Source organism: Mycolicibacterium parafortuitum (assembly GCF_010725485.1).
In the GTDB taxonomy this organism is placed as follows: domain Bacteria; phylum Actinomycetota; class Actinomycetes; order Mycobacteriales; family Mycobacteriaceae; genus Mycobacterium.
Window position 1 is genome coordinate 5,898,271 of sequence record NZ_AP022598.1, and the last position, 24,144, is coordinate 5,922,414.

Below are 24,144 nucleotides of genomic sequence, written 5' to 3' on the forward strand. Positions count from 1 at the left end.
ATGGACAACTGTGAGCAACTGGCCGGCCCCGTCGACGTCCACCCCCGTCCACGCGACCGTGACCGTGCCCGGCTCGAAGTCGCAGACCAACCGCGCGTTGGTGCTGGCCGCGCTCGCCGTCGCCGACGGCCCTTCGACAGTCAGCGGGGCACTGCGGAGCCGCGACACCGACCTGATGATCGGCGCTCTGGAGGCGCTCGGCGTCACGGTCGAGGTGTCCGACACCGACGCCACGGAACTGACCATCAGCGGCGCGCTCGCCCCCCGCCCCGACACCACGATCGACTGCGGCCTGGCCGGTACCGTGCTGCGGTTCGTACCGCCGGTCGCCGCGCTGAGCGCCGAGGCGGTCACCTTCGACGGTGACGAGCAGGCCCGCTCCCGCCCGATCGCCCCGCTGCTGGACGCGCTGCGCGGGCTCGGCGTGGACATCGACGGCGACGGCCTCCCGTTCGTCGTGCGGGGCCGCGGGTCGGTGCGCGGCGGGACCGTCGAGATCGACGCGTCGGGATCGTCGCAGTTCGTCTCCGGTCTGCTGCTGTCCGGCGCCGGGTTCACCGACGGGTTGACGATCGTGCACACCGGCGAGTCCGTGCCGTCGGCGCCGCACATCGCGATGACGGTGACGATGCTGCGCGAGGCCGGCGTCGACGTCGACGACCGCACTCCCGCCCGCTGGCAGGTGGCGCCCGGGACCGTCGGGGCGCGGCACTGGACCATCGAACCCGACCTGTCGAACTCCGTGCCGTTCCTGGCCGCCGCCGTGGTCAGCGGTGGCGCGGTGCGCATCACCGGCTGGCCGACGGTCAGCATCCAGCCCGCCGAGACCATCCTGTCGATCCTGTCCAGCCTGGAATGCGAAGTGCACCAGGGCAATTCGTTCCTCGAGGTGAAGGGCGCGACGACGTACGGCGGCATCGACGTCGACCTGCGCGACGTCGGGGAGCTGGCACCGTCGGTCGCGGCGATGGCCGCACTCGCGGCACCGGGGTCGGTGTCGCGGCTGCGCGGGATCGCGCATCTGCGCGGGCACGAGACCGACCGGCTGGCCGCGCTCAGCGCCGAGCTCAACGGCGTCGGCGGGCAGTGCGAGGAAACCGAGGACGGCCTGGTCATCACGGCCCGGCAGATGCACGGCGGGACATGGAGGTCCTACGCCGACCACCGGATGGCCACCGCCGGCGCGATCGTCGGGCTGCGGGTGCCCGGCATCGAGGTCGAGGACATCGGCACCACCGGCAAGACACTGCCCGACTTCCCGAAGATGTGGGCGGACATGCTCGGCGGCCAGACCGACCAGGTCAACGCTTGAGCCGACGCGAGTACGACGAATCCGACGTCCGGGTACGTCCCGGACGCGGTTCGCGGCCGCGCACCAAGACCCGTCCCGAGCACGCCGACGCCGAGCACGCGATGGTGGTGACGGTCGACCGCGGACGGTGGGGTTGTGTGCTCGGCGGTGACCCGCAGCGGCGGGTGACGGCGATGCGGGCGCGGGAGCTGGGCCGCACCCCGATCGTGGTCGGCGACGAGGTGGACGTCGTCGGCGACCTGTCCGGCCGCACCGACACGCTGGCCCGTATCGTGCGCCGCGGCGAACGCCGAACGGTGTTGCGCCGCACCGCCGATGACACCGATCCGACCGAACGCGTCGTCGTCGCCAACGCCGACCAGTTGTTGATCGTGGTGGCGCTGGCCGACCCTCCCCCGCGCACCGGGCTGGTGGAGCGCGCGCTGATCGCGGCGTACGCCGGCGGGCTGACCCCGATCCTGTGCCTGACCAAGACCGATCTGGCGCCCGCCGAACCGTTCGCCGAGCAGTTCCGCGATCTGGACCTGACGATCACCACGGCCGGCCGCGACGACCCGCTGGAGAACGTCGGCGCGCTGCTGGCAGGCAAGGTCACCGCGCTGCTCGGACATTCCGGGGTGGGCAAGTCGACCCTGGTGAACCGCCTTGTGCCGCAGGCGGATCGGGCCACCGGCGCGGTGACCGATATCGGCAGGGGCCGCCACACGTCCACCCAGTCGGTGGCGTTGCCGTTGCAGTTCGGCGGCTGGGTGATCGACACCCCGGGGATCCGGTCGTTCGGGCTGGCCCACATCGAACCCGACGACGTGGTGATGGCGTTCTCCGACCTCGCAGACGCGATCGACGACTGCCCGCGCGGCTGCGGCCATATGGGCCCGCCGGCCGACCCGGAGTGCGCTCTGGACGCGCTGACCGGCGCGGCCGAAGGCCGCGTCCAGGCCGCACGCAGGTTGCTCGCAGCGCTGCGCGAGGGCTCCTGAGGTCCGCGCCCGGCTCGGCACCGCGAGCGCGCGGGTCTGTACGCCGACACGCCGCGCCCGATGGCATTACGCGCACTCTCAGCGCCCTCGAAAGCGCGCCGCACCCACGCGCGGAACAATGGTCCGCGGCGGGGTTTGCAGCACTGCCCGACAGGGCACGCTGTCCGGGCGAACAAGGAGGAAGAAGTTGACAAACGTTCCATCGATCGAGTTGAACGACGGCGCGAGCATCCCGCAGCTGGGGTTCGGCGTGTACCAGGTGCCGCCCGAGGACACCGCCGCGACGGTCCAGCAGGCCCTCGAGGTCGGTTACCGCCACATCGACACCGCCGAGATGTATCAGAACGAGAAGGGTGTCGGTGAGGGCATCCGAAACTCCGGCATCGCCCGCGAGGACGTCTTCGTCACCAGCAAGCTGAACAACGGGTTCCACAAGCCCGACGACGCACGCCGCGCCTTCGACCAGACCCTCACGGCGCTCGGCTTCGACTACGTCGACCTGTTCCTGATCCACTGGCCGCTGCCGACCCTGTACGACGGTGACTTCGTCTCGACGTGGAAGACGTTGGAGGAGTTCAAGAAAGACGGCCGCGCCCGCAGCATCGGGGTGTCGAACTTTCAGGTCGCGCATTTGGAGAAGCTGGCGCAGGAGACGGACACCGTCCCCGCGGTGAATCAGATCGAGGTGCATCCGTACTTCGCCAACAACGAGGTCCGCGCCTACGGCACAGAGCACGGCATCGCAACCGAGGCCTGGTCACCGATCGCGCAGGGCAAGGTGCTCGACGACCCGGTGATCACCCGGATCGCGGAGGCCACCGGCAAAACCCCGGCGCAGGTCGTGCTGCGTTGGCACATCCAGCGCGGCGACATCGTCTTCCCGAAATCGGTGACGCTGCAACGGATCAAGGACAACTTCGCGCTGTTCGACTTCGAACTCGGTGGCGAGGACGTCGAGGCGATCTCGGCGCTGGACAACGGCGAGTCCGGCCGCATCGGACCGAACCCGGACACGTTCGACTACGTGCCGTAACGCGCCGTGCCCTAAAGCGCCGCCGTAAAGCGCCGTCGCGGCCCGTGAGCGCGCGGAGAATGCCACCGCGCGGCGCGTGTCGGTGTGCAGACACGCGCGCTCGCGGTGCAAGGCGACCACCGAAAAGAGGTGAGGCTGCGTCGAAGGTCGGAAAGCGGAACCGACCCTCGACGCAGCCTCAGAGCACTTAAGCGGCGAGTTCCTGCCGCTTGATGGCGGCCTTCTGCGCGCGCTTGTCGCGGCGACGAGCTCGTGCGGCGGCGATCGCCGACCGCAGGCCGGTGCGCTCCGCCGGATCGAGTTCGACGAACATCCGCTCGCTGCGCGTCTCGGGCGCATCGTCGGCGGTGTCCTTCAGGAACCGGTCCGGCAGCGACAGTTTCGCGATCGTGCGCCACGACTTGCCGTACTGCACCAGGAAGTTTCCGGTGGTGTAGGGCAGGTCGTACTTGTCGCAGATCTCGCGAACCCGCAGCGAGATCTCGTGATAGCGGTTGCTGGGCAGATCCGGGAACAGGTGATGCTCGATCTGGTAGCACAGGTTGCCACTCATGAACCGCAGCACCGGACCGTTGTCGAAGTTTGCGCTGCCGAGCATCTGCCGCAGATACCACTGGCCACGGCTCTCACCGACCATGTCGGTTTTGGTGAACTTCTCTGCGCCATCGGGGAAGTGGCCGCAGAAGATCACCGCGTTGGACCAGACGTTGCGGATCACGTTGGCGACCGCGTTGGCCGTCATCGTCGACTTGTAGGTCGCACCGGGCGACAGGGACGTGATCGCAGGGAACGCGACGTAGTCCTTGAACACCTGCTGGCCGGCCTTGACACCGAACTCGCGGATCCGGACCAGCGTCGCGTTGCGATCGTCGCGGCCCTTGAAGATCTTGCCGAGCTCCAGGTGTTGCAGGCCCACACCCCACTCGAACGCGACGCAGAGCAGCGAGTTGAAGAACAGGTTGAGCATGTTCATCGGGCGCCAGCGCTGATCGCGCGTCACACGGATGACGCCGTAGCCCACGTCGTCGTCCATGCCGAGGATGTTCGTGTACTTGTGATGCATGAAGTTGTGCGTGAAACGCCAGTGCTTGGACGCGCCGCTCATGTCCCATTCCCACGACGAGGAATGGATCTCGGGATCGTTCATCCAATCCCACTGACCGTGCATGACGTTGTGGCCGATCTCCATGTTCTCGATGATCTTGGCCACGCCCAGCGTGGAGGCGCCCGCCCACCAGAACTTGCGCTTCGAGCTGCCCGCCAGCATCAACCGGCCGGCCACCTCCAGAGCGCGTTGCAAAGCGATGGTGCGCCGGATGTAGCGCGCATCGCGCGCACCGCGGGAGTCCTCGATGTCCTGGCGGATCGCATCCAGTTCCCGGCCGAGGTTCTCGATGTCGGCCTCGGTCAAGTGTGTGAACTCGGGGACGTCGGTAATCGCCAAAGTCAGCCTCCTCTCAAATCCCTACGCTACCGTAACCTACGTATCCGTAGGTTACTACCCAGTAAACCTCAGACGTCGAGAACACAATCTCCCGATGCCGCGGAGACGCAGGTCTGCACGCGGCTGCCCGGATCGTGTTCGGCGCCGGTGCGCAGATCCCGAACATGGCCCTCGACCAGCCCGACCACACAGGACTGGCAGATGCCCATCCGGCATCCGAACGGCATCTGCACCCCGGCCTGCTCGCCGGCGTCCATCAGCGACGTCGCCGCGTCGACGGTCGCCGACTTGTCCGAGCGCGCGAACGTGACGGTGCCGCCGCGGCCGTGCACGGGGGCCCGCGACACCGCGAACCGCTCCTGATGCAGACGCTCACCGACACCGGCGGCCTTCCAGACCCGTTCGGCCGACTCCAGCATCGCCTCCGGACCGCAGGCCCAGGTCTGGCGTTCACGCCAGTCGGGCACCACCTCGTCGAGACGGTCCAGATCGAGCCGGCCCTCGGTGCGGGTGGCGCGCAGCTGCAGCCGGTAGCCCGGATGCCGGTCGCCGAGGGCGGCCAGCTCGGAGGCGAACATCACGTCGGCCTCGGTGGGCGCCGAATGCAGATGCACGACGTGGCCGGGGGCGCCGATCGCGCCGCGCCGTTCCATCGTGCGCAGCATCGACATCACCGGGGTGACGCCCGATCCGGCGGTCAGGAACAGCACCGACTCCGGCACCGGGTTCGGCATGACGAAGTTGCCCTGCGGGGCGGCCAGCCTGACGATGGTGCCGGGCTCGACCCCGCCGACGAGGTGCGTCGACAGGAAGCCCTCGGGCATCGCCTTGACGGTGATGGTGATCGTGCGAGAGCCCTTGCTGGAGACCGGGCTGCTGGTCAGCGAGTACGACCGCCAGCGCCAACGCCCCTCCACCAGCAGGCCGATGCCGATGTACTGGCCCGCCTCGTAGTCGAACGAGAAGCCCCAGCCGGGCTTGATGACGAGCGTGGCCGAATCCTCGGTCTCGCGGCGCACCTCGACGACGCGCCCGCGCAGTTCGCGCGCCGACCACAGCGGATTGGCCAGCTGCAGGTAGTCGTCGGGCAGCAGCGGGGTGGTGATGCGCCCGGCGATGGTGCGCAGCGCGTGCCAGACGGGGCGCTCTTTGGCGCCGGCGACGGTGGGGCGAACGGTGTCGGCGACTTTGGCGGTGTTCTTGATTGTGCTCTTGGCCATGGGGCTCCTGCCCGAAGTTACGCGTGCTCTAGACGAGTACCCGAAGCCGGTCGGGACCCAACCTACGGTACCGTAACTTACGGTACCGTATCCAGCCCTCAGAGCAGGTCGAGCAGGAACGGCAGCTCCTGCGGCGCGTACCAGGCGAGCTCGTGGTCCTGGGCGTCCCCGACGGTCAGCTCGGCGTCCTCATCCCCCAGGTCGGCATCGTCGATCGCGTCGACAGCGGCCTCGACGGCCGACTCGGCGGCCTGGTTGTCGACGTACGCGGCGATCACCGTGCTGAGCGTGAGGTCCCCCGCGACCCGCACCACGGCGTCGTCGAGGTCGGGCCGCAGCGTGGTGGCCGCGTCGTCGACCTCGGCTTCGACCACCACCCGCCGCGGCGGCAGTTCCCCGTCGGCCTCGTGGCCGAGCAGCCGCAGCGACGCCAGCGCGGCTTCGCGCCGCGCGACCTCGGCGAGTTCCTCGTCGTCGCCTTCGGCGTAGCCCTCGCGCAGCGTCGGCGTGACCGCGAACACGGTGCCGTTGGCGGGGCGCAGCGATCCGTCGGCGACCAGACGCTGCAGCATGGCCAGGGTTGCGGGGGCATAGACGCGCACGGTTGGAGGGTAGTCGCTACGGGCGGACCCGCCCGTCAACTGTCGACATCACCGAGCAGCGTCGCGACGTGGTCGTCGACGTAGGTCGACAGATCCCGCGGGGGTCGCTGGTAGCCGCCGCTGCGCACCGGACGCTTCGGCAGCTTCACCGGGGGATGCCCGACGTCGTGATAGTCGACGGTCGAGAGCAGGTGCGCGATCATGTTGATGCGGGCGTGCTTCTTGCTGTCGGACTCCACGACGTACCACGGGCTCAGCGCGGTGTCGGTGTGCAGCATCATCTCGTCCTTGGCGCGCGAGTAGTCCTCCCAGCGGTACACCGATTCCAGGTCCATCGGCGAGAGCTTCCAGCGCCGGACGGGGTCGTCGCGCCGGGACTTGAACCGGCGCAACTGTTCTTCCTCGGACACCGAGAACCAGTACTTGCGCAGCAGGATGCCGTCCTCGATCAGCATCTGCTCGAAAAGCGGCGCCTGGTGCAGGAACAACGCGTGCTCGGCCGGGGTGCAGAACCCCATCACCTTCTCCACACCGGCCCGGTTGTACCAGGACCGGTCGAACAGCACGATCTCCCCCTTGGCCGGCAGGTGGGCGATGTAGCGCTGGAAATACCACTGTCCCCGTTCACGATCCGACGGTGCGGGCAGCGCCGCGATCGTCGCGACCCGCGGGCTGAGGTACTCGGTGATCCGTTTGATCGCCCCGCCCTTGCCCGCAGCGTCGCGGCCCTCGAAGACCACGACGATGCGGGTTCCGGTGGCGCGGACCCATTCCTGCAGCTTCACCAATTCCGTTTGGAGCCGGAACAGTTCGGCTTCGTAGACGTCGTTGGGCAGTTTCGGCTTCTTGCCGGCCTTCTTCTCAGCCACGGGTGGGGTCGCCGTCGTTACTGCGCGGGTCCTTCTCCACCGAGATGACGAAATCGTCGCCGTGCTGGGTGACACCGGAGATCACCGCGCTGTTGATCGCCTCGGCGGCGTACTTGCGCCGCACCACCAGCGGATCCCGGCGCAGATCCCTGACCAGGGACACCGCCAGGCCAACCATAACCAGGACGAACGGCAGCGCGGCGATGATCGTGATGGTCTGCAGGCCGGTCAGCGCGTCCTCACCACCGACGAGCAACATCACCGCCGCGACCGCTCCGGTCGCCACACCCCAGAACACCACCGTGCTCCGACTGGGTTTGATGGTGCCCTTCTCCGACAGCGAGCCCATCACCACCGACGCGGCGTCGGCACCGGAGACGAAGAAGATCGCGACCAGCACCATCACCAGCACGCTCGCGATCGTCGCGATCGGGTACTGCTCCAGCAGCGAGAACAACTGGGCCTCGACCCCGCCCTCGCCGGCGAGGTCGGTGCCGTTCTGTTGCACGTTGATCGCCGAACCGCCGAACACCGCGAACCAGACCAGCGACACCAGGCTCGGCACCACCAGCACCCCGCCGACGAACTGACGGATGGTGCGGCCGCGTGAGATCCGCGCGATGAACATGCCGACGAACGGTGTCCAGGACACCCACCAGGCCCAGTAGAAGATCGTCCAGGACTGCAGCCATGTGTTGACGTCGGCGCCCTCGGCACCGGTGCGCGCCGACATCATGTTCAGCTCGGCGAAATAGCTGCCCAGCGTGGTCGGGAGCAGGTTGAGGATGAAAACCGTTGGGCCGACCACGAACACGAACAGGGCCAGCGCGAGCGCCAGCACCATGTTGATGTTCGACAGCCACTGGATGCCGCGGGCCACCCCGGACACCGCGGACATTACGAAGCACACGGTGAGCACGGTGATGATCACCACCAGGATCGCGTTGCCGGTCTCACCGATACCGGCGACGATCTGCAGTCCGCTGCGAATCTGCAACGCGCCCAAGCCCAGCGAGGCCGCCGAGCCGAACAGCGTGGCGAAGATCGCCAGCATGTCGATGACCTTGCCCCAGGCGCCGTTCGCGCGTGAGCCGATCAGCGGCTCGAACGCCGAGCTGATCAGCTGCAGCCGGCCTTTCCGGTACACGCCGTAGGCGATCGCCAAGCCGACGACGGCGTAGATGGCCCACGGGTGCAGGCTCCAGTGGAACAGCGTGGTCGCCATCGCGTGCTGCACCGCTTCGGGATTGCCTTCGGGTCCGGTGCCCGGCGGCGGTGTGACGAAGTGCGACAACGGTTCGGCGACACCGAAGAACATCAGGCCGATGCCCATACCCGCACTGAACATCATCGCCACCCACGAGATCCCGTTGAACTCGGGCGGCTCGTCGTCGCGGCCGAGCGGGATGGTGCCGTAACGGCCGAGGGCCAGGTAGAGCACGAAGACGACGAACCCGGTGCTGGTGAGCACGAACAGCCAGCCGGTGTTGTCCATCACCCAGGTCAGCGCGGCACCCGACGCGCTGGCCAGCGTGTCGGTGCTGACGAAGCCCCACACCAGGAACGCGACCGCGATGACGGCGGTGACACCGAACACCACCCAGTCGACGCCTCGCGACTTGGTGATCTCGGCCTCCACGACGGGGACGTCGAGTACCGGATGGGGCTTGGGCTCGTCGGCGGACCCGTCTGGGGCGGCGGACCCGTTCGGCACGGCCGTTTCGTTCGGCGGGACAGAAGCCTCGTGTTCAGAAATGCCAGCCATCCGACCAATTCGACCCTGGTGGCGTGCCCCCGTCAACTCTCAAAGTCGCCACAACGTGGTCACCGGGCGGCTTCGACCAGCTCGTCGAGGGCCTCCCGCAGCAGGCTGGGCAGCATTTCGACGTCGCTCATCGCGTCCCGGTCGGCATTGATTCCGAAGTACAACATGCCGTTGTAGGACGTGACGCCGATCGCCAGCGTCTGGTTGTGCAGCAGTGGCGGCACCGCGTAGGTCTCCAGCAGTTTGGTGCCCGCGATGTACATCTGGTTCTGCGCCCCGGGCACATTGGTGATCAGCAGGTTGAACTGCCGGGCCGAGAAACTGGTCGCCACCCGGATCCCCATGGCGTGCAGGGTGGGTGGCGCGAACCCCGACAGCGTGACGATGGTGCGGGCGTCGACGAGGCTGGGCGCGGTCGGGTGCGATTCGGTGGCGTGCGAGATCTGGGTGAGCCTGACCACCGGATTGGCTTCTCCGACAGGAAGATCCACCAGAAACGGGGTCACCTCGCTGATGGCCTGGCCGGGGCTGGACGAGTCGATCTCGGCGTCGGAGTACACCGACATCGGCGCCATCGCGCGCACCGTCGTCGTCGCGGTCACCGGTTCGCCACGCGAGAGCAACCAGTTGCGCAGCGCGCCGGCCACCATGGCCAGCACGACGTCGTTGACGTCGCAGTCGTAGCGGGCGCGCACGATGCGGAACTCGTCGAGGCTGCCCGAGGCCACCGAGAAGCGGCGGTTGCGCGACACCGTGGTGTTCAGCGGGCTGCTCGGCGCGGTACCGCGGGCGACGGTGCGGGCCAGATCGGCGACGCGGCGGCCGAGGTCGGCGATCTGGGTGGTGCTCGACACCGTGTCGGCCACGGCGGTGCGCACCGCGGCGGCCTGGGCGGTGGGCCGCATGATCCACTCCCCGATCGCTCCGATCAGCAGCTGACGGTCGCTGGGTTCGCGACCGGGGATCCAGATGTCCTCCCCGAATTCGGGCGGCTTCTGGGTGCGGTCGGCGATCACGTGCCCGATCTCCAGCGCGGTCATCCCGTTGACGAGGGCCTGATGCGATTTGGTGTAGATCGCGACGCGGTTCTTGGCCAGCCCCTCGACGAGGTACATCTCCCACAGCGGCCGGGACTTGTCCAGCGGGCGGGAGCCGAGCCGGGCGACCAGGTCGTGCAGTTGGGCGTCGCTGCCCGGGGACGGCAGCGCGGAGCGCCGGACGTGGTAGGTGATGTCGAAGTCACGGTCGTCGACCCACACCGGGCGGGCCAGGCCGAACGACACCTCCCGCACCTTCTGGCGGTAGCGCGGGATCTGCGGCAACCGTTGTTCGACGGTGGCCAGCAGGGTTTCGTAGCTCAGCCCGTTGCGCGGCTTGCGCAGGATCTGCAGCGAGCCCACGTACATGGGCGTCGACGAGTTCTCCAACCGGTAGAAGGAGGCGTCCGACGCCGACAACCTGGTCACCATCCGCGGCGCCGCCTCCTTCGATCCGTCGGTGAAAACGTCAGACGCTGTCACGTTATCCGGAGATTCTGTATTTCCGCCCAGCAGGTGCGTCAGGGGTGCCTGACACCGTGGGATCATGGTGGGGTCTGCGACTCTCCAGCAGCGGCCCGTCGAACGCTGGAGAACACGCATGCCCTCATCACCCCACCCCCTGGTCCGCCCCGCCGAAACGTCGCCAGCGCTGTCCCCGCAGGGATGGGTGACCGCCCCGGTCATCGACTGTGAACCGGTCCCCCAGCCGATCTCGGTGAGCCCGTGCCCGACACCGTCGGCCATCGCGCTGCACCGCCGCACGCCGCGCCCGAGGAGAACGCCGCGGGTGCGGGAGGCGCCGCCGCCACGCTCGGCCGTGGTGTTCGCCGAGGCGGCGCTGCGCAGCGTGATCGAGGTGATCGACCGGCGCCGCCCGATCGCGCAGCTGCGTCCGTTGATGACACCGTTTCTGATCGACTGCGTCATCGCCTGCGCGTCGGCGCCGCGCACCGGGAGCGCGACGCTGCGCCGGGTCCGGGTGCGTCCCGTCGACACCGGCGGCGCCGAGGTCGACGCCGCGGAGGTCTTCGCGACGTTCGCCCGCGGCGGACGCGTCCACGCCGTCGCCGGGCGGATCGAACGTCACCGCGAGAGCTGGCGGCTGGTCGCGTTGCAGATCGGTTGAGTCAGCCGCGCTTGGCGTGCCTGCCGGCCTTCTGGGCCTGCCGGGCCGCTTCGCGGCGCTCCTTGCGCGTCCCGCCGGTCGACGGGGCGTTACCGGAGCGCTTGACCTCCACCGAACCGTCCTCCGACGGGCCCGAGTAGGTCAGCGGCCGCTGCTGGTCGTCGATGCCCTTGGCGCGCACCGCCGGGGCGGGGCGCTCCTGGGTGGCGACAGAGCCCTGTTGCGCGGCCGCGGCCGCGAACTCGGCCAGGCCGGTCGGGGCCGCCTGCGCGGCGACCGTCGGCGCTTGCACCGGCTCGACCTGCACGTTGAACAGGAACCCGACGGACTCCTCCTTCATGCCGTCGAGCATCGCGATGAACATGTCGTAGCCCTCGCGCGCGTACTCGACCTCGGGGCGCTGCTGGGCCAGCCCGCGCAGCCCGATGCCCTCACGCAGGTAGTCCATCTCGTAGAGATGCTCACGCCACTTGCGGTCGAGCACGTTGAGCAGCACGTTGCGCTCCAGCTGACGCATCGCGCCCTCGCCGGCGATCTCCTCGATCTCACGCTCCCGCTCGGAGTAGGCCCGCTTGGCGTCGTCGACCAGCGCGTCGAGCAGTTCCTTGCGGTCCAGCTCGCCTGGCTCACCGACGGCGTCGGAGTCGAGCAGGTCGTTGTGGTCGATGCCGACCGGATAGAGCTGGCGCAGGCCCTCCCACAGCTTCTCCAGGTCCCAGTCCTCGGAGTAGCCCTCGGCGGTGGCGCCGTCGACGTAGGCGGTCACCACGTCGACGAGCATCTGCTCGGCCTGATCGCGCAGGTTCTCGCCCTCGAGGATGCGGCGGCGCTCGGCGTAGATGACCTTGCGCTGCTGGTTCATCACCTCGTCGTACTTGAGGACTTCTTTGCGGATGTCGAAGTTCTGCTGCTCGACCTGCGTCTGGGCGCTCTTGATCGCCCGCGACACCATCTTGGCCTCGATCGGCACGTCGTCGGGCAGGTTGAGCCGCGTCAGCAGCGTCTCCAGGGTTGCCCCGTTGAACCGGCGCATCAGCTCGTCGGCCAGCGACAGGTAGAAGCGGGACTCACCCGGATCGCCCTGACGGCCGGAGCGGCCGCGCAGCTGGTTGTCGATACGGCGGGACTCGTGCCGTTCGGTGCCGAGCACGTACAGGCCGCCGACGGCGCGCACGTCCTTGGCCTCGTCGGCGACCTGCGCCTTGATGGTCGGCAGCTCCTCGTGCCAGGCCTGGTCGTACTCCTCCGGCGTCTCCACCGGGTCGAGGCCGCGCTGCCGCAGTTTGCGGTCGAGCAGGTAGTCGACGTTGCCGCCGAGCACGATGTCGGTGCCGCGGCCGGCCATGTTGGTGGCCACGGTGATCGCGCCGAGCCGGCCGGCCTCGGCGATGATGCCGGCTTCCTGCTCGTGGTACTTGGCGTTGAGCACGTTGTGCGGGATGCGCCGCTTCTCGAACTGCCGGGACAGGAACTCGGAGCGCTCGACGCTGGTGGTGCCGATCAGCACCGGCTGGCCCTTCTCGTACCGCTCGGCGACGTCGTCGACGACGGCGATGAACTTGGCCTCTTCGGTCTTGTAGATCAGGTCGGACTGGTCGACGCGGATCATCGGCCGGTTCGTCGGGATCGGGACCACGCCGAGCTTGTAGATCTCGTGCAGCTCGGCGGCCTCGGTCTCGGCGGTACCCGTCATCCCCGCGAGCTTGTTGTACATGCGGAAGTAGTTCTGCAGCGTCACCGTGGCGACGGTCTGGTTCTCGGCCTTGATCTCGACGTGTTCCTTGGCCTCGATCGCCTGGTGCAGACCCTCGTTGTAGCGGCGGCCCACCAGCATGCGGCCGGTGAACTCGTCGACGATGTAAACCTCGCCGTTGCGGACGATGTAGTGCTTGTCGCGCTCGAAGAGTTCCTTGGCCTTGATCGCGTTGTTCAGGTAGCTGATCAGCGGCGAGTTCGCGGCCTCGTACAGGTTCTCGATGCCGAGCTGGTCTTCGACGAATTCGACGCCGATCTCGTTGATGCCGACGACGCGCTTCTTGATGTCGACCTCGTAGTGGACGTCCTTCTCCATCATCGGGGCCAGCCGGGCGAACTCGGTGTACCAGTTCGAGCCGCCGTCGGCGGGGCCGGAGATGATCAGCGGGGTGCGGGCCTCGTCGATCAGGATGGAGTCGACCTCGTCGACGATGGCGAAGTTGTGGCCGCGCTGCACACAGTCCTCGAGGCGCAGCGCCATGTTGTCGCGCAGGTAGTCGAAGCCGAGCTCCCAGTTGGTGCCGTAGGTGATGTCGGCGTTGTAGGCCGCGCGGCGCTGGTCGGGCGTCAGGGTGCCGAGGATGACGTCGACGTCGAGGCCGAGGAAGCGGTGCACGCGGCCCATCTGCTCGGCGTCGCGCTTGGCGAGGTATTCGTTGACCGTGACGATGTGGACGCCCTTGCCCTCCAGCGCGTTGAGGTAGGCGGGCAGCACCGAGGTCAGGGTCTTGCCCTCACCGGTCTTCATCTCCGCGACGTTGCCGAAGTGCAGCGCCGCGCCGCCCATGACCTGCACGTCGAAGTGCTTCTGGTCGAGCACCCGCCAGGCCGCCTCGCGGGCCACGGCGAACGCCTCGGGCATCAGGTCGTCGAGGTCTTCCTTGCCGGATTCGAGGCGGCGGCGGAACTCGTCGGTCTTGGCCCGCAGTTCGGCGTCGGAGAGCTTCTCCATGTCGTCGGACAGGGTGTTGACATAGTCAGCCACCCCCTTGAGGCGCTTGACCATGCGGCCTTCACCGATACGGAGCAACTTCGACAGCACGCTGTAACCCTTTTTCCTCGTCGGATCGTGTCGGATGCGGGATCGCGACAGACGGAGACCATCGTAGGCGACGGAACGAATTCCCTGGTTAGGCGACGGTACCGGGCCGCGTCAAATACAGAAATCCCCCGGAGTACGCGTCTCCGGGGGACTTCTGCCTGCTCAGGCCATCAGGCGAGTTTGATCAATCCGTAGTCGAACGCATGGCGGCGGTACACCACGCAGGGGCGATCGCTCTCCTTGTCGTGGAACAGGAAGAAATCGTGGCCGACGAGTTCCATCTCGTAGAGCGCGTCGTCGACCGTCATCGGGGTCGCGGGATGCTCCTTGACGCGCACGATCCGTCCCGGCTCGTGGTCGTCGACCACCGCCTCGTGGGCGTCCGGCGACGTGTCGGCGGCCACGGCCGCGAAAGCGTCCTCGAGATGCTGGGGCGTGGTGGCCTCGTGGAGGGCCATCGGCGTCTTGTCGCCGTAGTGGATCTTGCGTCGGTCCTTCGCCTTGCGCAGGCGTGCTTCGAGTTTGCTCACCGCGGCTTCGAAGGCGGCGTAGAAGCTGTCGGCGCAGGCTTCGCCGCGCACGACCGGCCCGCGGCCGCGTGCGGTGATCTCGACGTGCTGGCAGTTCTTGCGCTGACGGCGGTTCTTCTCGTGATCGAGCTCGACGTCGAACAGCTGGATCGAACGGTCGAACCGCTCGATGCGGGAGAGCTTCTCGGCGACATACGTGCGGAAGTGGTCGGGCACTTCGACATTGCGTCCCTTGACCACCACCTCGGCGTTGGGCATGCCCGCTGGTGTATCCGCACTGTCGGCGTCCATCAGCATCGCGCTGTCGGTTTTCACGGAATGACTTGTCATACTTGGCAACTCGATTCTCTCGCGTACGCACGCTCAACGCGTGCCGGCCGGGAAGTAATCGCGCCGACGGGGCATACCTGGTCGCGCCGCTCGCCGGTGCAAGGTGTCTACAGATCACCTCCCATCGCTGCCGCGACACCGGCGCTCTCATCCGGAGCGCCGTCCGTGACCGTTCACGGTTGGTTGGTGCCGACGGTAGTCGCTGTTCACCTTCCGTGCCACTAATTGGCCAGACCTGTTTTCACATCTTCACCCGCAGATGATCTGCCGGTAATGGCCGTCACACGGTCACGCGTTCGCCAAAGTCAGGACCGCGAGGACAACGGCGCCACCGGTTTGCAGGACACGGACCGACTCGGTGGCGGTGGCCCCCGTGGTCACGACGTCGTCGACCATGATCACCGGGCCGGCGACCGGCGCCGTCAGGCGCACCCGGCCCGCCACGTTGCGTTGCCGTGCCGCGCTGGACAGCCCGACGGAGTCTCTGGTGAACGCCCTCATCCGCAGGACCGGGGCGACAGCCTCGTCGCGCGCGGCCAGGGCGGCGATGCGGGCGACCGGGTCGCCGCCGCGGCGCCGGGCCGACGAGCGGCGGGTGGGTGCGGGGACGAGAGTGACGGGCGCGTCGACGACGCCCCAGCTGAGCAGGTGGTCGAGGCCGGTGCGCAGCGCCGCGGCCAGCGGGGCGCGCAGGTCGGCGCGGCCGTGCTCCTTGAGCGCGACGATCGCGCTGCGCCGCGCCCCGGCGTAGCGGCCCAGCGACAGCACCGGCACGCCGGGGTCGAGCCGCGGTGAGACGACGTGCGGCTCGTCGGGTTTGACCGTGAGCTCGCGGTCGCAGGCCGCACACCACGCGGTGCCCGCGGTGTCGCAGCCCCCGCACTGCAGCGGCAGCATCAGGTCGAGCATGACGCCAGTGTCGGGCGCGGGTCCGACACCGGTGGCCGGGGCTTCGCGAAACCGCTACCACGGTAGCGATCTGCCGCGGCTGACGACCGTGGTGGCGGTTTCGCGAGAGCGGCGGCGCTAGGCCGTGACGATCGAATCCCCTTGCACCCGAACCGCCACCGGGTTCAGCGGCTTGGACGCCGGGCCGTCGAGCACCGCGCCGTCGAGCCCGAACCGGCTGCCGTGGCACGGGCAGTCGATGGACCCGTCGGCGACCTTGTTCACCAGGCATCCGGTGTGGGTGCACACCGCGGAGAACGCCTTGAAGTCGCCGGCCGCCGGCTGGGTCAGCACGACGTCGCCGACGATCACGCCGGACCCGACGGGCACGTCGGCCGTCGGGGCCAGCGCCTTGCCCGACGGCGGCGCCTCCGGCGAGGAGGACTCCGACCCGCTCGAGCACGCCGCGACCGCGGCGGCGGCCAGGCCGATTCCCGCGCCGGCGATCACCGTCTTGCGGGGAACCCGCACGTCCTCGATGCCCATGGACTCACCTTCCCGTCGAGCTGGACCACCGGAGGGCTGTTCCGGCGGCAGGCCTGTGTCAGCCCGGCAGTACGGGTAGCGCACCCGCGGTCATCAGTGGGCGCACCTCGACCCAGCCCGGGTCTTCGGCCGCCGAACCGGACAACTGCAACACGCCACGGCTGTCGGACACATAGACCGCCGACGGGTTGGCCGCCACCGACCGCACCGGCATCAGCAGGTTGCGGCTCGGGCCGTCGGAGTTGACGCCGTCGAGGTTGACGTAGGACACCGGGTGCTGGGGATCGGTGCGGGTCACCACGATGTCGTCGCCGGTGCGCCACGACAACGACACCACGGTCTCGCCGAGCCCGTAGCCCAGCCGGCGCGGGTAGGTCAGCGCGTACCCTCCCCCGGGCGTCTGCTGCACCCCGGCGAGGATCACCTTTCCGTCGACGACCATCGCCGCGCGGGTGCCGTCGCGGGACAGCTGCAGTTCGGTGATGCCGCCGCCGAAGCGGGTCTGCACCGCGGTGGCGTCGACGGGGATGCGCGCCGGCTGCCCGGACGCGTCCTGGATGACGCGGACCACGGTGTTGCCGTCGACGACGACCCAGATCGCGTCGTCGAGCGACCAGCTCGGCCGGGTCAGGCTGCGGCCGTCCATCACCTGCGCGGCGTTGCCGCCCACCGGCCCGACCCACAGCGACGACGCCATATCGGGGGCGCCGGGCCGCAGCGTCACGATCGAGGCGACCTCCTGGCCCGAGCGGGACAGGGCCGCGGCGACCTGGCCGGGGATCTGCCCGAACGAGCCGGGCACCCGCGGCGCGCGGTCACCGTCGAGGCGTACCAGGGAGCCGCCGACCAGCGCGTGCAGTCCGGCGGCGGCGCCGTCGGCCGCGCCGGGGTCGGTGGCGGCGACGTCACCGGTGTCCCAGCCTTCGGCGAACCGGTCGTCGAGGGCGGCGCCGTCGGCGTTGATCACATACGGGCCGTTGATCCCGGACCGTGACAGCGTCCAGATGACCTGTGCGGCAAGCAACTGCCTGCTGTGCGGGTCGGTGGTCGACAGGTTCTCCAGGTCGATCCGCGCGCCACCGTAGCCGCGCCCGACACCGGTCTTTCCGCCGTCGGCGCGAGTCACGGGGCCGCGCAGCCGCAGCGGCGGGCCGAGCAGGTTGCGCACCGTCTTGTCCATCTCCGGCCGCGGGCCCGCGATCAGCTTGCTCACCAATTCGGTTGCCAGCTGGTCGGGTTCGGATACCGCGACGTAGCGCGGGTCCGGTACCACGGTCTTGCCTGTGGGGTCGGCGAAGTACAGCGTGTGCCGCTTGTAGGTGGCCTGGAACTGCTGCCAGTCCAGGAAGACGCCGTTGGGCAGCTTGTCGATCCGCCACCCGTCCCGGGTCTTGGCGAGTTCGATCGGGCCGGGGTCGGGCAGCGCGCCCGCGCCGGTCTCGAAAACGCCCATGTCCGAAAGAGATCCGAGGATGTCGGCGCGCATCGCGACGGTGACACGCTCGGGGGTGCGGGTCTCGACGAACACCACATTGTCGATCAGCAGCGCGCTGCCCGCGTCATCCCATGCCGCCGAGGCGGATTCGGTGAGGAACTGCCGTGCGGCCAGGTGCCGGTTGGCCGGATCGGCGGTGGCCTTGAGGAATTCGCGCAGCAGCACGTCGGGGTCCATGCCGGGGGTCGGCTTGGGCAGGCTGGGCGGGGCGGGCCGGTCGACGGTGCCGATCGCCTGCGGCGACGACGAGCTCGGCACCCCGGCGCAGCCGGTCACGATCAGCAGCAGCGCCGCCACCAACGCCACCAGGCGCATCCGCGTCACACGCCTTCTCCTGCCGGTTCCCGCACCCGCCGGTTCGGTGCGCCGGCGGGCCGTTCGATCGGTTTCACCGGAAGCGGACTGCTGGTGACCTTGTGGCCGCGCACCAGCGGGAGGGTGAGCCGGAAGCAGGCACCCTTGCCGGGTTCGCCCCAGGCTTCGAGCCGGCCCTGGTGCAGGCGGGCGTCCTCGATGCTGATCGCCAGGCCCAGGCCGGTGCCGCCGGAGCGGCGCACCCGGGACGGATCGGCGCGCCAGAACCGGCTGAACACCAGCTTCTCCTCGCCGGGGCGCAGGCCGACGCCGTAGTCGCGCACGGTGACCGCGACGGTGTCGGCGTCGGCGGCCATCCGGATGCGCACCGGCTTGTGCTCGGCGTGGTCGATCGCGTTGGCGATCAGGTTGCGCAGGATGCGTTCCACCCGGCGGGGATCCACTTCGGCGATGACGTCCTCGGTGGGCATGTCGACGATCATCTCGACGCTGGCGCCCTCGGCCAGGTGCCCGACGTTGTCGAGGGCGCGCTGCACGATGGACCGCAGATCGACGGCCTCGACCGCGAGCTCGGCGACACCGGCGTCGTGGCGGGAGATCTCCAGCAGGTCGTTGAGCAGCGACTCGAACCGATCGAGTTCGCTGACCATCAGCTCGGTGGAGCGCCGCAGCGCCGGGTCCAGGTCCTCGGCGTGGTCGTGGATCAGATCTGCGGCCATCCGCACCGTGGTCAGCGGGGTGCGTAGTTCGTGGCTGACGTCGGAGGTGAACCGGCGCTGCAGGTTTCCGAACTCTTCGAGCTGGGTGATCTGGCGGTGCAGGCTCTCGGCCATGTCGTTGAACGACACCGCCAGCCGCGCCATGTCGTCCTCGCCGCGCACCGGCATGCGTTCGGTCAGATGTCCTTCGGCGAACCGTTCGGCGATCCGCGACGCCGACCGCACCGGCAGCACGATCTGGCGCGCCACCAGCAGCGCGATCGCGGCCAGCAGGCCGAGCAACACGACGCCGCCGGTGGCCATGGTTCCGCGCACCAGCGCGATGGTGGAGTCCTCGTTGTTCAGCGGGAAGATCAGGTAGAGCTCGAGGTTGGTCACCGGTGAGGACGTCGGGCTGCCGACGATCAGCGCCGGCCCGGAGAACCCGTCGGTGTGCACCGTGGAGTACTGGTAGCTGACCTGTCCGGCCTTCACGAAATCGCGCAGAGTGGCCGGAATCTGGTCGACCGGGCCGGCGGCGGTCGCCGCGCGCGGGCCGTCACCCGGCACGACGAGGACGGCGTCGAAGGTGCCCGCCAGACCCGCGCCGGCGTCGGCCTTGCGGTCGATCAGGGTGTTGCGGGCCAACTGCAGGCTGCTGTCGAGCGAGCGGGTCTCCTCACCGCCGACGATGCCGCTGACGGTGGTGCGGGCGCGCTCGATCTCCTCGGTCGCGGCGCCGACCTTGACCTCCAGGATCCGGTCGGTGATCTGGCTGGTCAGCACGAAGCCGAGCACCATGATGACGGCCAGCGACAACCCGAGCGTCAAGGTGACGACGCGCAGTTGCAGGGACCGCCGCCACACCAGGCTCAGCGCGCGGCCCAGCGCGGCAAGGCCGCGCAGCAACGGGGCCGACCGGCGGTGGATCCGTCGGCGCGAGCCGAAGATCACGGCTGCCGCTTCACGACTGCAGCCTCAAGACGAGCCGTCCGATCACGGAGGTCCGGCCTTGTATCCCACTCCTCGAACGGTCAGCACCACCTGCGGGTTCTCCGGGTCCTTCTCGACCTTGGCCCGCAAGCGCTGGACATGCACGTTCACCAAACGGGTGTCCGCGGGGTGACGGTAACCCCACACCTGTTCGAGCAGCACATCACGAGTAAACACCTGGCGTGGTTTGCGTGCCAGCGCCACCAGCAGGTCGAACTCCAGGGGGGTCAGCGAGATCTGCTCACCCTGGCGCGTGACCTTGTGCGCGGGCACGTCGATGTCGACGTCGGCGATGGACAGCAGCTCGGCGGGCTCGTCCTCGTTGCGCCGCAGCCGGGCGCGCACGCGCGCGACCAGTTCCTTGGGCTTGAACGGCTTCATCACGTAGTCGTCGGCGCCGGACTCCAGGCCGAGCACCACGTCCACGGTGTCGGTCTTGGCGGTCAGCATCACGATCGGCACACCGGAATCGGCCCGCAACACCCGGCACACGTCGATGCCGTTCATGCCCGGCAGCATGAGATCCAGCAGGACCAGGTCGGGTCGCAATTCGCGGACGGCGGTCAACGCCTGGGTGCCGTCACCGATGACCGCGGTGTCGAAACCCTCCCCCCGCAGCACGATGGTGAGCATCTCGGCGAGCGAAGGGTCGTCGTCGACTACCAGGATCCTTTGCCTCATGGTGTCCATGGTGTCACCAGAAAGCGATAAACCGCGGCTACCACGCGGGGTGTTTTGCGAGTTGAGCGTGGTTTAAGCGAGATGCTCAGGCGGCGGCTTCGAGCAGATGCCGTTGTTCGGCCAGCGATTGCAGCACCTCGTGGCCGATTTGGCGGATGCTGGCGGTCACCGGGCTCTCGCACAACCGGTGGGCGGGCAGGTCGCCCAGCACCGCACGCAGCGCCTTGCTGCGCGACAGCGCGCGCCGCGCCGCGCGGGCCTCGCGGTCGTCACCGGGTGCCAGCGCGAGCATGAGCTGCTTGCGGGAGAACTGCAGGCCGTCGGCGTCCTGGAGCACCGGGTTGGTCCACCAGTGGTCGAACGGGATGCGGGAGCCGCTGAGGATCTGGTCGCCGTCGCGGGTGCGGATCGGTGCCGGCGGGTACATCGCGAGCTTCGGGACGAATTCGCCGCAGCCTCCGCGCCTGCTGCGGATTCGCATCAGCGTCAGCGCGGCGGCCGCGCTCGTCGTCTTCGGGTTGATGACCCCGGCGGTGTCGACCCAGGTCAGGGTGTCACGGTGACCGTTGAGCGCATCGGAGCCGTCGCGGCGGAACAGCACCGCGCGCAGGTGTCCGGCCAGCTCCTTGGCCTCGCTGTAGCGCCCTTGGTCGTACCGCTGCACGGCAGACTCGACACAGGCCAGCAGGTGGTCCAGCGTGGGCAGAGCAGTGGTGTGGATTCGCGATTCGATGAGCAACGGTCCCCCTGGTGTCGTTACCGAAGCGTTATCCCCGGGACTTGATCTTATCCACTGGTGTCACAACGCGCGCGGTAACCGGAGGTCAACCCGAAATCAGCCGGGCAGCGAGGTCGGCGGCGTCGACGTCGGGCGGGACCACCGCCCATCGCCCGCCCCATTGCGCGGTCGCCAGCTCGGCGTAGACGGCCCCGGTGCGGCGTTGCAGTCCGCCGTCGCGTTCGTAGGCGTCGCGTGCCCGGTCGGCTTCCTCGGCTTCGCGGCCGGCCGCCCGCGCTGCGGCGAGTTCGGTCGGAACGTCAAGCAGCACTTGCCACGTCGGCGCCGGCAGCCGCAGTCGGCCGAACTCCAGATCGCGCACCCACTCGACGACCTCGCCGTCGGCACCCTGATGCAGGCGGGCCGCGCTGTAGGCGGCGTTGGACGCGACGTAGCGGTCCAGGATCACCACCGAGTAGGCCGAGGTGAGGTGGTCGATCTCGTCGCGCGCGCCGGCGCGGTCCATCGCGAACAGCATCGCCATGCCGTACACCGAGTCCGCGAGGTCGCCGTGGCGGCCGTGCAGGGCCTCGGCGGCGACGTCGGCGGGCACCGACACCCCGTAGCGCGGGAATGCCAGGGTTGCCACGGACCGGCCGCCGGATTCGAACGCGGCGCGCAGGCCGTTGGTCAGGGTCCGTTTGCCCGCGCCGTCGACGCCTTCGATCACGATGAGCACTGCGCGAGCCTAACGTCCGCGACAACCAACAGATTTCGGCGGGACGCGCGTCGGCTCACTGGGCGCGGCCCGCGATGCTGGACTGCAGCACGACGGTGTCGGCCGCCGGGTCCAGGAACACCCGGGTGCTGCGGCGCGGGCCGCCGAAGTACATGTTCAGCTCCACCCCGGTCAGAAACGGCCCGGGCGGCAGTTCGGGCTCGAGGACCTTCTGCACGGCCGGCCGGTTCCCGTGATCCTCGGCGCCGTACCGGTCCACCAGGCCCGCCATCGTCTCCGGGGTGACCTCGACGACGGCGTCGATCCATTGCAGCGACAGCCGCGACGGTTCGGTGGATCCGCTGTTGTCCCACGTGATCCACGACGCCGCGACCGGGGCCCCCAGCGCCGGGAAGGTCGTGGCCAGTTCCTCGGTGTCGTGCCGGATCTCGGGGGCGGGCCGGGTCGCGGTGACGCTCGTATCGGTGGCCTCCTCGGAGGCCGGCTGGCCCTGACATCCGGTCAGGGCCAGCGCGATTCCGAGCGTCACCGCGCTCAGCAGTTTTGCCACGTCAGTAGCGGTAGTGCTCCGGCTTGTACGGGCCTTCGACGTCGACGCCGATGTACTCCGCCTGCTCCTTGGTGAGCCGGGTCAGCGTGCCGCCGAGGGCCTCGACGTGGATCTTGGCGACCTTCTCGTCGAGGTGCTTGGCCAGCCGGTAGACCTCGTTGTCGTACTCGTCGTTCTTGGTCCACAGCTCGATCTGTGCGATCACCTGGTTGGAGAAGCTGTTGCTCATCACGAACGACGGGTGGCCGGTGGCGTTGCCCAGGTTCAGCAGGCGGCCCTCGGACAGCAGGATGATCGACTTGCCGGTGTCACCGAAGGTCCACTCGTCGACCTGCGGCTTGATGTTGATGCGGGTCGCGCCCGAGCGCTCCAGGGCGGCGATGTCGATCTCGTTGTCGAAGTGGCCGATGTTGCCCAGGATGGCGTGATCCTTCATCGCCTTCATGTGCTCGAGGGTGATGATGTCCTTGTTGCCGGTCGAGGTGATGACGATGTCGGCGTCGCCGATCGCCTGCTCGACGGTGACCACGTCGTAGCCGTCCATCAGCGCCTGCAGCGCGTTGATCGGGTCGATCTCGGTGACCTGGACGCGCGCACCCTGGCCGGCCATCGACTCGGCGCAGCCCTTGCCGACGTCGCCGTAGCCACAGATCAGCACCTTCTTGCCGCCGATGAGGGCGTCGGTGCCGCGGTTGATGCCGTCGATCAGCGAGTGCCGGGTGCCGTACTTGTTGTCGAACTTGCTCTTGGTGACCGAGTCGTTGACGTTGATCGCCGGGAACGAGAGCTCACCGGCGGCGGCGAACTGGTACAGGCGCAGCACGCCGGTGGTGGTCTCCTCGGTGACACCCTTGACCGACTCCGCGATCTTGGTCCACTTGGTCTTGTCCTTCTCGAAGCCCTCGCGGACCAGCGCCAGGAAGACCTTCCATTCGGCCGGGTCGTCGTCCTCGGCGGGCGGCACCACGCCGGCCTTCTCGTACTGCGCACCGCGCAGCACCAGCATGGTGGCGTCGCCACCGTCATCGAGGATCATGTTGGCCGGCTCGCCTTCCCAGGTGAGCATCTGCTCGGCGGCCCACCAGTACTCCTCCAGCGTCTCGCCCTTCCAGGCGAAGACCGGGGTGCCCTTGGGCTCCTCCGGGGTGCCGTTGGGGCCGACGACGACGGCCGCGGCCGCGTGGTCCTGGGTGGAGAAGATGTTGCAGCTCGCCCATCGAACTTCAGCACCGAGCGCGGTCAGCGTCTCGATCAGCACGGCGGTCTGCACGGTCATGTGCAGCGAACCGGAGATGCGCGCGCCCTTGAGCGGCTGGACGTCGTGGTATTCGCGACGCAGCGCCATCAGGCCGGGCATCTCGTGCTCGGCGAGACGGATCTCCTTGCGGCCGAACTCGGCCAGCGAGAGGTCGGCGACCTTGTAGTCGATGCCGTTGCGGACATCGGCGGTCAGAGCAGTCATGTAGTAGAGCC

The 24,144-nt window shown here is 68.8% G+C and carries 21 protein-coding genes; 4 read left to right on the forward strand and 17 right to left on the reverse strand.

What is annotated here, in order from left to right:
• Positions 1-10 precede the first annotated feature (10 nt).
• The 3 genes from aroA (at position 11) to NTM_RS27820 (ending at position 3,325) form a co-directional block, all read left to right on the forward strand.
• Positions 11-1,312: a 3-phosphoshikimate 1-carboxyvinyltransferase gene (aroA, locus tag NTM_RS27810; RefSeq protein ID WP_232079864.1), complete on the forward strand. Its 1,302-nt coding sequence runs from the start codon at positions 11-13 to the stop codon at positions 1,310-1,312.
• Positions 1,309-2,292 (forward strand): ribosome small subunit-dependent GTPase A, encoded by a 984-nt coding sequence (rsgA, locus tag NTM_RS27815; protein ID WP_163769229.1) that lies wholly within the window; start codon positions 1,309-1,311, stop codon positions 2,290-2,292. The genes aroA and rsgA overlap by 4 nt, the downstream gene beginning before the upstream one ends.
• A gap of 187 nt (positions 2,293-2,479) precedes the next feature.
• Complete coding sequence (locus NTM_RS27820) at positions 2,480-3,325, forward strand: aldo/keto reductase (protein ID WP_104863164.1); 846 nt, start codon at positions 2,480-2,482, stop codon at positions 3,323-3,325.
• A 187-nt stretch (positions 3,326-3,512) separates the two neighbouring features.
• On the opposite strand, the gene NTM_RS27825 is transcribed toward NTM_RS27820, so the two are convergent.
• The 6 genes from NTM_RS27825 to NTM_RS27850 all read right to left on the reverse strand — a co-directional run bounded on the left by NTM_RS27825 (position 3,513) and on the right by NTM_RS27850 (position 10,694).
• Positions 3,513-4,769, reverse strand: coding sequence for a fatty acid desaturase family protein (locus NTM_RS27825; protein WP_163769230.1), 1,257 nt, complete (start codon positions 4,767-4,769; stop codon positions 3,513-3,515).
• A 68-nt stretch (positions 4,770-4,837) separates the two neighbouring features.
• Complete coding sequence (locus tag NTM_RS27830; protein ID WP_163769231.1) at positions 4,838-5,989, reverse strand: ferredoxin reductase; 1,152 nt, start codon at positions 5,987-5,989, stop codon at positions 4,838-4,840.
• Positions 5,990-6,087: 98 nt separating this feature from the next.
• On the reverse strand, positions 6,088-6,591 hold the full coding sequence (locus NTM_RS27835) for a DUF6912 family protein (RefSeq protein ID WP_435405114.1): 504 nt from the start codon (positions 6,589-6,591) through the stop codon (positions 6,088-6,090).
• A gap of 35 nt (positions 6,592-6,626) precedes the next feature.
• Positions 6,627-7,460 carry a polyphosphate kinase 2 gene (gene ppk2 / locus NTM_RS27840; RefSeq protein ID WP_104863161.1) on the reverse strand — a complete coding sequence of 278 codons (834 nt, stop codon included), beginning with the start codon at positions 7,458-7,460 and terminating at the stop codon, positions 6,627-6,629.
• Positions 7,453-9,225, reverse strand: a complete 1,773-nt coding sequence (locus NTM_RS27845; protein WP_163769232.1) for a BCCT family transporter — start codon at positions 9,223-9,225, stop codon at positions 7,453-7,455. The genes ppk2 and NTM_RS27845 overlap by 8 nt, the downstream gene beginning before the upstream one ends.
• 59 nt (positions 9,226-9,284) lie before the next feature.
• Complete coding sequence (locus tag NTM_RS27850; protein ID WP_083143098.1) at positions 9,285-10,694, reverse strand: WS/DGAT/MGAT family O-acyltransferase; 1,410 nt, start codon at positions 10,692-10,694, stop codon at positions 9,285-9,287.
• A 169-nt stretch (positions 10,695-10,863) separates the two neighbouring features.
• On the opposite strand from NTM_RS27850, the gene NTM_RS27855 reads away from it, so the two are divergent.
• The gene (locus tag NTM_RS27855) at positions 10,864-11,391 is read left to right on the forward strand and encodes an Rv3235 family protein (RefSeq protein WP_232079865.1); all 528 of its coding nucleotides are present in this window, start codon (positions 10,864-10,866) and stop codon (positions 11,389-11,391) included.
• Position 11,392: 1 nt separating this feature from the next.
• On the opposite strand, the gene secA is transcribed toward NTM_RS27855, so the two are convergent.
• The 11 genes from secA to ahcY all read right to left on the reverse strand — a co-directional run bounded on the left by secA (position 11,393) and on the right by ahcY (position 24,133).
• Complete coding sequence (secA, locus tag NTM_RS27860; protein ID WP_104863158.1) at positions 11,393-14,188, reverse strand: preprotein translocase subunit SecA; 2,796 nt, start codon at positions 14,186-14,188, stop codon at positions 11,393-11,395.
• Between the two features lie 170 nt (positions 14,189-14,358).
• A complete protein-coding gene (gene hpf, locus NTM_RS27865) occupies positions 14,359-15,048 on the reverse strand; it encodes a ribosome hibernation-promoting factor, HPF/YfiA family (RefSeq protein ID WP_104863157.1) in 690 nt (229 codons plus the stop codon).
• Positions 15,049-15,336: 288 nt separating this feature from the next.
• Positions 15,337-15,957, reverse strand: coding sequence for a ComF family protein (locus NTM_RS27870; protein ID WP_163769233.1), 621 nt, complete (start codon positions 15,955-15,957; stop codon positions 15,337-15,339).
• A gap of 117 nt (positions 15,958-16,074) precedes the next feature.
• The gene (locus NTM_RS27875) at positions 16,075-16,482 is read right to left on the reverse strand and encodes a QcrA and Rieske domain-containing protein (RefSeq protein WP_170312004.1); all 408 of its coding nucleotides are present in this window, start codon (positions 16,480-16,482) and stop codon (positions 16,075-16,077) included.
• A gap of 58 nt (positions 16,483-16,540) precedes the next feature.
• Positions 16,541-18,292: an MtrAB system accessory lipoprotein LpqB gene (gene lpqB, locus NTM_RS27880; protein WP_163769663.1), complete on the reverse strand. Its 1,752-nt coding sequence runs from the start codon at positions 18,290-18,292 to the stop codon at positions 16,541-16,543.
• 5 nt (positions 18,293-18,297) lie between these two features.
• A complete protein-coding gene (gene mtrB / locus NTM_RS27885; protein ID WP_104863154.1) occupies positions 18,298-19,944 on the reverse strand; it encodes an MtrAB system histidine kinase MtrB in 1,647 nt (548 codons plus the stop codon).
• Positions 19,945-19,986: 42 nt separating this feature from the next.
• Positions 19,987-20,673: a two-component system response regulator MtrA gene (gene mtrA / locus NTM_RS27890; RefSeq protein WP_024448556.1), complete on the reverse strand. Its 687-nt coding sequence runs from the start codon at positions 20,671-20,673 to the stop codon at positions 19,987-19,989.
• A gap of 76 nt (positions 20,674-20,749) precedes the next feature.
• Complete coding sequence (locus NTM_RS27895; protein WP_104863153.1) at positions 20,750-21,403, reverse strand: hypothetical protein; 654 nt, start codon at positions 21,401-21,403, stop codon at positions 20,750-20,752.
• An 85-nt stretch (positions 21,404-21,488) separates the two neighbouring features.
• A complete protein-coding gene (locus NTM_RS27900) occupies positions 21,489-22,121 on the reverse strand; it encodes a dTMP kinase (RefSeq protein WP_163769234.1) in 633 nt (210 codons plus the stop codon).
• Between the two features lie 55 nt (positions 22,122-22,176).
• The gene (locus NTM_RS27905; protein WP_163769235.1) at positions 22,177-22,671 is read right to left on the reverse strand and encodes a hypothetical protein; all 495 of its coding nucleotides are present in this window, start codon (positions 22,669-22,671) and stop codon (positions 22,177-22,179) included.
• Position 22,672: 1 nt separating this feature from the next.
• Entirely contained in the window at positions 22,673-24,133 is a 1,461-nt protein-coding gene (gene ahcY, locus NTM_RS27910; protein ID WP_104863150.1) for an adenosylhomocysteinase, read from the reverse strand.
• Positions 24,134-24,144: the final 11 nt, after the last annotated feature.